The 10,799-nt window shown below is 74.7% G+C and carries 11 protein-coding genes; 9 read left to right on the forward strand and 2 right to left on the reverse strand.

Annotated elements, in window-relative coordinates; translation table 11 throughout:
* Nucleotides 1-125 precede the first annotated feature (125 nt).
* From SLP03_RS17570 to SLP03_RS17610, 9 genes are read left to right on the forward strand one after another with little or no spacing between them, the layout of a single operon-like run.
* Nucleotides 126-980 carry a MurR/RpiR family transcriptional regulator gene (locus SLP03_RS17570; protein ID WP_319461680.1) on the forward strand — a complete coding sequence of 285 codons (855 nt, stop codon included), beginning with the start codon at nt 126-128 and terminating at the stop codon, nt 978-980.
* Between the two features lie 12 nt (nt 981-992).
* Entirely contained in the window at nt 993-2,648 is a 1,656-nt protein-coding gene (gene hutU, locus SLP03_RS17575; RefSeq protein WP_319461681.1) for a urocanate hydratase, read from the forward strand.
* Complete coding sequence (locus SLP03_RS17580) at nt 2,645-3,844, forward strand: allantoate amidohydrolase (protein WP_319461682.1); 1,200 nt, start codon at nt 2,645-2,647, stop codon at nt 3,842-3,844. The genes hutU and SLP03_RS17580 overlap by 4 nt, the downstream gene beginning before the upstream one ends.
* The gene (locus tag SLP03_RS17585; RefSeq protein ID WP_319461691.1) at nt 3,841-5,193 is read left to right on the forward strand and encodes a formimidoylglutamate deiminase; all 1,353 of its coding nucleotides are present in this window, start codon (nt 3,841-3,843) and stop codon (nt 5,191-5,193) included. Before SLP03_RS17580 ends, SLP03_RS17585 begins: the two co-directional genes overlap by 4 nt.
* The gene (hutI, locus tag SLP03_RS17590; protein WP_319461683.1) at nt 5,190-6,368 is read left to right on the forward strand and encodes an imidazolonepropionase; all 1,179 of its coding nucleotides are present in this window, start codon (nt 5,190-5,192) and stop codon (nt 6,366-6,368) included. Before SLP03_RS17585 ends, hutI begins: the two co-directional genes overlap by 4 nt.
* Nucleotides 6,356-7,894, forward strand: coding sequence for a histidine ammonia-lyase (gene hutH / locus SLP03_RS17595; protein WP_319461684.1), 1,539 nt, complete (start codon nt 6,356-6,358; stop codon nt 7,892-7,894). The genes hutI and hutH overlap by 13 nt, the downstream gene beginning before the upstream one ends.
* Nucleotides 7,895-7,928: 34 nt before the next feature.
* A complete protein-coding gene (locus tag SLP03_RS17600; protein WP_319461685.1) occupies nt 7,929-8,327 on the forward strand; it encodes a hypothetical protein in 399 nt (132 codons plus the stop codon).
* Complete coding sequence (locus tag SLP03_RS17605) at nt 8,324-8,530, forward strand: DUF6186 family protein (RefSeq protein ID WP_319461686.1); 207 nt, start codon at nt 8,324-8,326, stop codon at nt 8,528-8,530. The genes SLP03_RS17600 and SLP03_RS17605 overlap by 4 nt, the downstream gene beginning before the upstream one ends.
* A 60-nt stretch (nt 8,531-8,590) precedes the next feature.
* Nucleotides 8,591-9,793 (forward strand): DUF6891 domain-containing protein, encoded by a 1,203-nt coding sequence (locus SLP03_RS17610; protein ID WP_319461687.1) that lies wholly within the window; start codon nt 8,591-8,593, stop codon nt 9,791-9,793.
* A gap of 79 nt (nt 9,794-9,872) precedes the next feature.
* On the opposite strand, the gene SLP03_RS17615 is transcribed toward SLP03_RS17610, so the two are convergent.
* Both SLP03_RS17615 and SLP03_RS17620 read right to left on the reverse strand, forming a co-directional pair.
* Nucleotides 9,873-10,235, reverse strand: a complete 363-nt coding sequence (locus tag SLP03_RS17615) for a hypothetical protein (RefSeq protein WP_319461688.1) — start codon at nt 10,233-10,235, stop codon at nt 9,873-9,875.
* A 35-nt stretch (nt 10,236-10,270) separates the two neighbouring features.
* Nucleotides 10,271-10,799: RNA-guided endonuclease TnpB family protein (locus SLP03_RS17620; RefSeq protein WP_319461689.1), on the reverse strand; the 529-nt coding region annotated here is incomplete at its 5' end.

A 10,799-nucleotide genomic window follows, 5' to 3' on the forward strand; every position in this document is an offset into this window, starting at 1 on the left:
CAGTTCCGCGGGGCCACTGACGATGAAAGTTTCCATTCATCAGATCAGCCGGCCGGGTCCGGCGACCGGGCAACCTGACCCGGGGACGGCTTGTCTTTGAAATTTCCCATGCATAGAGTCGCGCCATGAATCAAAGCGGTGTCGTCGCGGCGCCGACCGACCGGGTGCTCGACCTCTTCCACGGGGTCCGGCTCACCCCGACCCAGCGCCGGATCGCGCACTGCCTGGTGCAGCACGCCGGGGCGGCGGCGTACCTGTCGGCGGCGGAGGTGGCCGAGCTGGCCGGGGTCAGCCAGCCGTCGGTGACCCGGTTCGCGATGGCGCTCGGCCACGACGGCTACCCGGCGCTGCGCCGCAGGCTGCGCGAGCTGACCGCCACCGGGGCGGCCGATCCGGTCGACGTCGGTAACGCGCTGCAGCGGGCGGTCCGCGCCGAGATGGGCAACCTCGACCGGCTGGCCGGGCAGCTCGCCGACCACGACCGGATCGCCGAGGTGGGGCGGCTGCTGGCTGCCAGCCGTCCGCTGCCGGTGCTCGGGCTGCGCGCGGCGGCCCCGCTGGCCGCGTACTTCGCGTACTTCGCCGCGAAGGTGCACCCGGATGTCCGGGTGCTCGACGACGGCGGCAGCCTGCTCACCGACCGCCTCGAACAGGCCGCGGCGGCCGGCGCGACCGCGCTGCTCGCCCTGGTGCTGCCCCGCTACCCCCGGGAGACCCTGGACGCGCTGCGCGAGGCCCGGGCCGCCGGGCTGACCGTGGTGGCGATCACCGACTCGCCGGTCAGCCCCGCTACCGAGCACGCCGAGGTGGTGCTCCCCGCCGCCGTCGGCACCGACCTCGTCTTCGACCTGCACACCGCACCGATGACCCTGGCCATGGTGGTGCTCCAGGCGATCTGCGACGCCGCTCCGGCCGACACCCAGGCCCGGCTCGAGGCGTTCGAGTCGTCCGCCGCCCGCCGCCAGTTGTTCCTCGGCTGAGAGGAGTACGACATGTACCAGCCCGTCCGCGCCGCCCGCGGCACCGCACGCACCGCGAAGGGGTGGCCGCAGGAGGCCGCGCTGCGGATGCTGATGAACAACCTCGACCCGGAGGTGGCCGAGCGCCCGGACGACCTGGTCGTCTACGGCGGCACCGGGAAGGCCGCGCGGGACTGGCCGTCGTACCACGCCCTGGTGCGGACGCTGACCGACCTGCGCGACGACGAGACGATGCTGGTGCAGTCCGGCCGCCCGGTCGGGGTCATGCGGACCCACGAGTGGGCGCCCCGGGTGCTGCTGGCCAACTCGAACCTGGTCGGTGACTGGGCCACCTGGCCGGAGTTCCGCCGCCTGGAACAGCTCGGCCTGACCATGTACGGGCAGATGACCGCCGGCTCGTGGATCTACATCGGGACCCAGGGCATCCTCCAGGGCACCTACGAGACCTTCGCCGCGGTGGCCGCGAAGCGGTTCAGCGGCACCCTGGCCGGGACGCTGACGCTCACCGCCGGCTGCGGCGGGATGGGCGGGGCGCAGCCCCTCTCGGTCACCATGAACGGCGGCGTGTGCCTGATCGTGGACGTGGACCGCAGCCGCCTGGACCGTCGGGTGCACGACCGCTACCTGGACGAGGTGGCCGACTCGCTCGACGACGCGGTGGCGCGGGTGCTGGCCGCGAAGCGGGAGCGGCGGGCGCTCAGCGTCGGCGTGGTCGGCAACGCGGCGACGGTCTTCCCGGAGCTGCTGCGCCGGGGCGTCGAGATCGACATCGTCACCGACCAGACCAGCGCCCACGACCCGCTGTCGTACGTGCCGGAGGGGGTGGAGCCGGCCGACGCCCGGGACTACGCGGCGGCGAAGCCGGTCGAGTTCACCGACCGGGCGCGGGCGTCGATGGCGAAGCACGTCGAGGCGATGGTCGGCTTCCTCGACGCGGGCGCGGAGGTCTTCGACTACGGCAACTCGATCCGCGGCGAGGCGAAGCTCGGCGGGTACGAGCGGGCCTTCGACTTCCCCGGCTTCGTGCCGGCGTACATCCGGCCGCTGTTCTGCGAGGGCAGGGGCCCGTTCCGGTGGGCGGCGCTCTCCGGCGACCCGGCCGACATCGCCGCCACCGACCGGGCCATCCTCGACCTCTTCCCCGAGAACGAGTCCCTGGCCCGGTGGATCCGGCTGGCCGGCGAGCGGGTCGCCTTCCAGGGCCTGCCGGCGCGGATCTGCTGGCTGGGCTACGGCGAGCGGGACAAGGCCGGGGTGCGGTTCAACGAGATGGTCGCCTCCGGCGAGCTGTCCGCGCCGGTGGTGATCGGCCGGGACCACCTGGACTGCGGCAGCGTGGCCAGCCCGTACCGGGAGACCGAGGCGATGGCCGACGGCTCCGACGCGATCGCCGACTGGCCGCTGCTCAACGCGCTGGTCAACACCGCCAGCGGGGCGTCCTGGGTGTCGATCCACCACGGCGGCGGGGTGGGGATCGGCCGGTCGATCCACGCCGGCCAGGTCTGCGTCGCCGACGGCACCGCACTCGCGGGCCAGAAGATCGAGCGGGTGCTCACCAACGACCCGGCGATGGGCGTGATCCGGCATGTGGACGCCGGCTACGACACCGCCCGCGAGGTCGCGGAGCAGACCGGTGTCCGGGTGCCGATGGCGGAGGGTCCGGCGTGACCGACCTGGCCGGCCGGTTCCGGGCGCTGTGGGACGAGCTCGCCCCGGTCGGGCGGGACACGGGCAGCGGCGGCTACCTGCGGTACGCGCTGACCGAGCCGGAGCTGTGGCTGCGCGCCTGGTTCCGGGAGCAGGCCGACCGACGGGTCATGCGGGTGCGGGAGGACGGCAACGGCAACCTGTTCGCGTGGTGGGGCGACCCGGCCGCCGGCGACGCCGTGCTCACCGGCAGCCACTTCGACTCGGTGCCGCACGGCGGGACGTACGACGGGCCGCTCGGCATCGTCAGCGCGTTCCTCGCCGTGGACGAGCTGCGGGCCGCCGGGGTCAACCCGGTCCGGCCGGTGGTGGTGGGCGCGTTCGTGGAGGAGGAGGGGGCGCGGTTCGGCGTACCCTGTCTGGGGTCGCGGCTGCTCACCGGGGAGATCGCGGTGGAGCGCGCGGCCGGGCTGCGCGACGCGGCGGGGGTGAGCTTTGCCGAGGCGCTGGGCGGCCGGCCGGCGGGCGCCGATCCGGCGCTGCTCGGCCGCTTCGCGGCCTTCGTGGAGCTGCACGTCGAACAGGGCCGCGCGCTGGTCGAGCTGGATGCGCCGGTCGCGGTCGCCAGCGCGATCTGGCCGCACGGCCGCTGGCGCTTCGACTTCCACGGCGAGGGCAACCACGCCGGTACGACCCGGATGGCGGACCGCCGCGACCCGATGCTCACGTACGCCTTCACGGTGCTCGCGGCGAACAAGGAGGCCCGGCTGCGCGACGCGCACGCCACCGTGGCCCGGGTGGCGGTGGAGCCGAACGCCACCAACGCCATCCCCTCGCGGGTGACCGGCTGGCTGGACGCCCGGGCGGCCGAACCGGCGACGCTGCACGGCCTGGTCGAGGCGGTGCGTGCCAAGGCCGCCGAGCGGGCGCGGCGGGACGGCACCGAGCTGACCCTGACCGAGGAGTCGGCGACGCCGCTGGTGGCGTTCGACGGCGGGCTGGCGAAGCGGCTGGCCACGCTGCTCGACGCGCCGGTGCTGCCGACCGGGGCCGGGCACGACGCGGGGGTGCTCGCCGCGCACCTGCCCACCGCGATGCTCTTCGTGCGCAACCCGACGGGGGTGTCGCACTCCCCGGCCGAGTCGGCCACCGACGCCGACTGCGCGGCCGGGGTCACCGCCCTGGCCCGGGTGCTGGAGGAACTGGCATGCCGCTGACCCGCTGGCTCGCCGAGTACGCCTGGCTGCCCGACCACGCCGAACCCACCGCCGACGTGCTGATCGAGGCGCAGGACGGCCGGATCACCGACGTGACGCCGCTGGTCGGCGGCGGCGCCCCAACCGCCGGGGTCGAGGTGCTCCGCGACGCGGTCCGACTGCCCGGACTCACCCTGCCCGGGCTGGCCAACGCGCACTCGCACGCCTTCCACCGGGCGCTGCGCGGGCGGACCCACGCCGGCCGGGGCGACTTCTGGACCTGGCGGGACCGGATGTACGACGTGGCCGCCCGCCTCGACCCGGACTCCTACCTGGCCCTGGCCCGGGCCACGTACGCCGAGATGGCGCTCGCCGGGATCACCTGCGTCGGCGAGTTCCACTACCTGCACCACGGCCCCGACGGCACGCCGTACGCCGACCCGAACGCGATGTCCGCCGCGCTGGTCGAGGCGGCGGCGCACGCCGGCATCCGGCTCACCCTGCTGGACACCTGCTACCTGACCGCCACGGTGGACGGCGCGCCGCTGACCGGCCCACAGCGGCGGTTCGGCGACGGGGACGCGCTGCGCTGGGCCGAGCGGGTCACCGCGTTCACGCCAGAGAACGGCCACGCCCGGGTCGGCGCGGCCGTCCACTCGGTCCGCGCCGTGCCGGCGGAGCAGCTCGCCACCGTCGCCGGCTGGGCGGACCGGCGCGGTGCGCCGCTGCACGTCCACCTCTCCGAGCAGCCCGCCGAGAACGACGCCTGCCGCGCGGTGCACGGCTGCACCCCGACCCGGCTGCTCGCCGACCACGGCGTACTCGGCCCGGCGACCACCGCCGTGCACGCCACCCACCCCACCAGCGCCGACCTCGCCCTGCTCGGCGAGAGCCGGACCGGCGTCTGCCTCTGCCCCACCACCGAACGGGACCTGGCCGACGGGATCGGGCCGGTGCGGCGGATGGCCGAGGCGGGCAGCCCGCTCAGCCTGGGCAGCGACAGCCACGCGGTGGTCGACCTCTTCGAGGAGGCACGCGCGGTGGAACTGGACGAGCGGCTGCGGACCCGGCGACGCGGCCACTTCACCGCCGTCGAGCTGCTGACCGCCGCCACCGTCGCCGGACACGCCGCGCTGGGCTGGGCGGACGCCGGCCGGCTCGCCGTCGGCGACCGCGCCGACCTGGTCACCGTACGGCTGGACACCGCCCGCACGGCCGGGGTGCCGCCGGTCGGGGCGTTCTTCGCGGCCGCCGCGGCCGACGTCAGCCACGTCGTGGTGGACGGGCGCGTGGTGGTCGCCGACGGCCGGCACCTGACGGTGGACGTGCCGGCGGAGCTGCGCACCGCCATCGGGGAGGTCACCACATGAGGAGCCTGCTGGTCGACGACATCGGGGAGCTGGTCACCAACGTGTCCGGCGACGGCGAGGCCGGCCCGCTGGGCATCCGCCGCAACGTCGCCCTGCTGGTCGAGGAGGGCCGGGTGGCCTGGATCGGCCCGACCCGGGACGCCCCGCCCGCCGACCGGCGGATCGACGCCGCGGGGGCGGCCGTGCTGCCCGGCTTCGTGGACAGCCACGCCCACCTGGTCTTCGCCGGGGACCGGGCCGCCGAGTTCGCCGCCCGGATGGCCGGGCAGCCGTACACCGGGGGCGGCATCCGCACCACCGTCGGCGCGACCCGGGCGGCCTCCGACGACGAGCTGCGGGCCACCGTCCGCCGGCTGCACGCCGAGGCGCTGCGGCAGGGCACCACCACCATCGAGATCAAGAGCGGGTACGGTCTCACCGTCGCCGACGAGGCCCGCTCGCTGCGGATCGCCGCCGAGGTGACCGAGGAGACCACCTTCCTCGGCGCGCACGTCGTCCCCGCCGAGTACGCCGACCGCCCCGACGACTACGTGGGGATGGTCTGCGGGCCAATGCTCGCCGCCGCCGCCCCGTACGCGCGCTGGATCGACGTCTTCTGCGAGCGGGGCGCCTTCGACGTGGACCACGCCCGGGCGATCCTCGCCTGCGGCCAGGCGGTCGGGCTGGGCGTCCGGATGCACGCCAACCAGCTCGGCCCCGGACCGGGCGTGCGGCTCGGGGTGGAGCTGGGCGCGGCCAGCGTCGACCACTGCACCCACCTCAGCGACGCCGACATCGGCGCGCTGGCCGGCTCGCCGACCGTCGCCACGCTGCTGCCCGGGGCGGAGTTCTCCACCCGGTCGCCGTACCCGGACGCCCGCCGGCTGCTCGACGCAGGCGTGACCGTGGCGCTGGCCACCGACTGCAACCCCGGGTCGTCGTACACCTCGTCGATGCCGTTCTGCATCGCGCTCGCCGTCCGCGAGATGCGGATGACCCCGGCGGAGGCGGTCTGGGCCGCGACCGCCGGCGGGGCGGCGGCGCTGCGCCGCGACGACGTCGGCGTGCTGCGCCCCGGCGTCCGGGCCGACCTGATGATCCTCGACGCCCCGTCCCACCTCCACCTGGCCTACCGGCCCGGTGTGCCACTGATCCGCCAGGTTCTGCACAACGGAGTCCCGCGATGTCGACCGTGACCATCCAGCCCACCGGAATCTCCCCCGCCGACGTCCTTGCCGTCGCCCGCGGCACCGCCAAGGTCGCCCTCGACCCGTCCACCGTGGACGCGATGGCGACCAGCCGCGCGATCGTGGACGGCATCGAGGCGGCCGGCCGGCCCGTCTACGGCGTCTCGACCGGCTTCGGGGCGCTCGCCAACACCTTCATCGCGCCCGAGCGGCGGGCCGAACTCCAGCACGCCCTGATCCGTTCGCACGCCGCCGGGGTGGGCGCGCCGATGCCCCGCGAGGTGGTCCGGGCGATGATGCTGCTCCGGGTCCGTTCGCTGGCGCTGGGCCGCTCCGGGGTCCGCCCGCTGGTCGCGGAGGCCCTGGTCGACCTGCTCAACCACGAGATCACCCCATGGGTGCCGGAGCACGGTTCGCTGGGCGCCTCCGGCGACCTGGCCCCCCTCGCCCACTGCGCGCTGGTGCTGCTCGGTGAGGGCTGGGTCCTCGGGCCGGCCGGCGAGCGGCTCGACGCCGCCGAGACGCTGCGCCGGGTCGGGCTCACCCCGATCGAGCTGGCCGCCAAGGAGGGGCTGGCGCTGATCAACGGCACCGACGGCATGCTCGGCATGCTCCTGCTGGCCATCCACGACGCCCGGCACCTGTTCGCCATGGCCGACGTCACCGCCGCCCTCGCCATCGAGGCGATGCTCGGCTCGGAGCGGCCCTTCCTGCCCGAGCTGCACGCCATCCGGCCGCACCCCGGCCAGGCCACGTCGGCGGCGAACATCCACCGCCTGCTCCAGGACTCCCGGGTGATGGACTCGCACCGCGACGACCTGGCGCACGCCGTGCAGGACGCGTACTCGATGCGTTGCGCCCCGCAGGTTGCCGGCGCGGCCCGGGACACCCTCGACTTCGTCGAGACGGTCGCCGGGCGGGAACTTCGGTCAGTGGTGGACAACCCGGTGGTGCTGCCGGACGGGCGCGTCGAGTCGACCGGCAACTTCCACGGCGCGCCGCTCGGCTTCGCCGCCGACTACCTGGCGATCGCCGCCGCCGAGGTGGGGGCGATCGCCGAGCGCCGGGTCGACCGGCTGCTCGACGTCACCCGCAACCGGGAACTGCCGGCGTTCCTCTCCCCCGACGCCGGCGTCAACTCCGGCCTGATGATCGCCCAGTACACCGCCGCCGGGATCGTCGCGGAGAACCGCCGGCTGGCCGCCCCCGCCTCGGTGGACTCGCTGCCCACCAGCGGCATGCAGGAGGACCACGTGTCGATGGGCTGGGCGGCGGCCAAGAAGCTGCGCACCGTGCTGGACAACCTGACCAGCCTGCTCGCGGTGGAGCTGCTGGCGGGCGTACGCGGGCTCCAACTCCGCGCCCCGCTCCAGCCGTCGCCGGCCGGCCGGGCCGCGGTGGCGGCGCTGCGCGGAAGCGCCGGCGAGCCCGGCCCGGACGTCTTCCTCGCCCCGGTGATGGAGGCGGCACGGGCGGTGCTGGCCGGGCCGGAGCTGCGCGCCGCGATCGAACGCGAGGTCGGCCCGCTCGGCTGACCGGTTCCGGACGCGGGCGATCCATACTGGAGGGGTGGAGCCGACGACCCGACCGGTCGACCTGCCGGCGCCCCTCCGGCGGGGCCGGCTGCTCTGGCCCGCCCTCGTGGGATACGTCCTGGTGGCGGCGAGCGCCCGACAGCTCACCGGTCCCGCCGCCGTCGCCGTCCTGCTGCCCGGCTGCGCGCTGCTCGGGGTCGGCCTCCGGCGGACACCGACCCGGCAGCGGGCCGTGGGCCGGCGGACCGCCGCCACCTGGCTCGGGCTCGGGGTGCTCTTCTGCCTGTGGGAGCTGGGCGCTTTCCTGGCCGGCAACGACGAGGCGCACCCGACGTTCAGCATCCTCGCCGATCCGCTGCTCGCCACCTACCCGGGGCGGGTCGCCGGCTACCTGCTCTGGCTCGGCACCGGCGGGTGGCTGGTGACCCGATGAACGGCCGCGCCGTGATCGTCGCCGGCTTCGCCGCGATCATCCTGGCCACGCTGTGGACGGACGTGGCCGCCCGGCGCGGCGCGGGACGGGCCGGGCTCGTCCCGCTGGGTGAGGCGCTCACGGCGGCGCTCCGGAGCACCGCCGGCCGGGCGGTAGTGCTCGGCGTCTGGCTCTGGCTCGGCTGGCACTTCCTCGCCCGGTGACGCCGCCGGCGGCGGACGTGCCGGGGTGGCTGTCGGCCCCCGCTGCTAGGGTTCGCCGCCGTGGAACCCGATGAACAGGAACTCGACGACGAGATCCGCGCGTTCGTCCAGCGTCAGGTCGCCCTCGCCGAGCTGCCGGCGGCGGCCATCGTCACCGAGACGGTGGAATACCTCCACGGGGAGGCCGCACCGGAGCGGATCGAGGAGGTGACCTGGCCGGTGGTGGTCGAGGAGCTGACCGCCCACCTGGCCGCGCAGCGGGACTGGCCGGAGGTCACCGACAGCGACCGGCTCACCGCCGCCTTCCGGGCCCTGTCCGCCAGCCGGATCGTCGCCCGGGAGAACTTCGCCTGCTGCCAGAACTGCGGCGCCGCCGAGATCGGGGCCGAGGCGGCGCACTGCGAGGCGCCCCGGGGCTACACGTTCTACCACCAGCAGGACGCGGAGCACGCCGTCGACGGCTCGCCCGTGTTCCTCGCGTACGGGCCGTTCGACGGACGACCGTCGGCGGAGGTCGGCGAGGAGGTGGTGGGGGCGCTGCGCGACGCCGGGCTGACCGTGCACTGGGACGGCGACACCCGCACCAGGATCCAGGTGCCGATGGTCTGGGGGCGCCGCCGGGTCGGCCGGCTGGCCGCACTGCCGCCCACCGTGGGCGACGACACGACCGTCGACGTCGAGCGGCTGGTCTCCTGGTCCGGGCCGTACGCGCCCCGGGACGGTGCGCAGTCCGCTGTCCGGCTGGCCACCCTGCATCTGCCGTGGATGCCCGCCGACGCCCGGGTGCGCCTCTCGACCGACTCGGTGACCGTCACCGTCCGGCGCGAGGGCGACGCGCTGACCGGCGAGTACGACGACCCCGGCCGCCCCACGGCCACCGTCGGCCGGTACGACGGCATGGCCCTCCTGGGCCGGCCGCCGGCCACGACTCCGGCACCCGCCGACTTCATCGAGGCCACCTACGAGCACTCCGTTGGCCACGGCAACCTCGTGGCGCTGGAGGCGGCGGAGGCCGCCGCGATCGCGCACCAGCTGCAGCCGCACACCCGCGACTTCCTCGCCTGCGTCGGCCGCTCCGGCGGGGTGGTGCAGATGTGCTGGGAGGCGGACCGGCTCTGGCTGGAGACACCACACCCGCAGACGGCCACCGTGACCGGCCGCCACGTCACCCTCGCCGAGGCGGAGCGGATGATCACCGTCCTGGCCACCGAGGACCGGATCGCCGTCGGCGAGCTCGGCGACGTCGTGACCAAGCCCTGGTAGCCGGAAGCCGCCCACGTTGGTGGCCGTCGCGTCCGGGCTGCTGAAACTCGCCACCCCATGGCGGGCGTCGAAGCCCGGGTCAGAGGTCGATCACCGTGAGCCACTCCCCGCCCCGGACGGCGCGGTAGCCGTACCTCTCGCGCAGGGTCTGGACCACCGTGGGCAGGTGAGCCGCCCCGTAGACCACCGCGACCCGGATCGCCTCGTCGTGGCGGGCGTCATGGATCCGGGCCAGCTCGGCGAGGAGTTCGTCGTCCCGCTCCTCCAGCAGCGGCTTCTGCAGGAAACGCAGGAAGATCCGCGGGTCGGTGTCGTCGCTCACCTCGTACCCGCGCCGCAACAGCTGACTCCGGCCGCCGACGGCCGCCATCACGGTGAGCACCGGGACGAGCAGGACCACGTCGAGCCAACCGTTGCTGATCCCATCGTCAGGTCTCAGCAATCCGTGCGTTTCCGCATGGAAGGTCCGTAACGGTGTCACCGCAACGTGAGGGTCGTGGTGTCCTGATGACGGTCTCTCGCTTCCGCCTGCCGCTGTCGTGGCAGGGTTGCGCCACCTGCCCGCCCCGCCCCGGCGATTCGGCTGGGGAGGGTGACGCGGGTCTTCTGGTCGGCTCCACGAGGCTTCGGCGCTTTCGCGCCCCGGTCTCCGGCCACTCCGGTACCGGTGGTGCTGGCCGCCGCAAGGGCGGCGAGGTTGCAGGCGGCGTTAGCGTCCCGGTCCATCACCAGGCCGCATACATCGCAGCAGAAAGTGCGCGCGTGCAGCGGCAGTTTGGCTTTCACCGCGCCGCACCCGCAGCAGGTCTTCGAGGAAGGGAACCAGCGATCGGCGACATGGACCTGTCCACCGTTCCAGCCGGTCTTGTAGGTCAGTTGTCGCCGGATCTCTCCGAATCCGGCGTCGGCGATCTTCCTTGCCAGGCGCCGATTGCGGAGCATCCCGGCGACATTCAGGTCTTCGACCACCACCGTGCCGTACTCGGCGCTGATCGCGGTAGTGAGT

Source organism: Micromonospora sp. RTP1Z1, assembly GCF_033804685.1.
Classification (GTDB): Bacteria; Actinomycetota; Actinomycetes; order Mycobacteriales; family Micromonosporaceae; genus Micromonospora.

Excerpts from the sequence above, each read along its gene's own strand:
- SLP03_RS17570 (WP_319461680.1), top strand. The coding sequence starts at position 126 with ATGAATCAAAGCGGTGTCGTCGCGGCGCCGACCGACCGGGTGCTCGAC.
- hutU (WP_319461681.1), top strand. The coding sequence starts at position 993 with ATGTACCAGCCCGTCCGCGCCGCCCGCGGCACCGCACGCACCGCGAAG.
- hutI (WP_319461683.1), top strand. The coding sequence starts at position 5,190 with ATGAGGAGCCTGCTGGTCGACGACATCGGGGAGCTGGTCACCAACGTG.
- hutH (WP_319461684.1), top strand. The coding sequence starts at position 6,356 with ATGTCGACCGTGACCATCCAGCCCACCGGAATCTCCCCCGCCGACGTC.
- SLP03_RS17605 (WP_319461686.1), top strand. The coding sequence starts at position 8,324 with ATGAACGGCCGCGCCGTGATCGTCGCCGGCTTCGCCGCGATCATCCTG.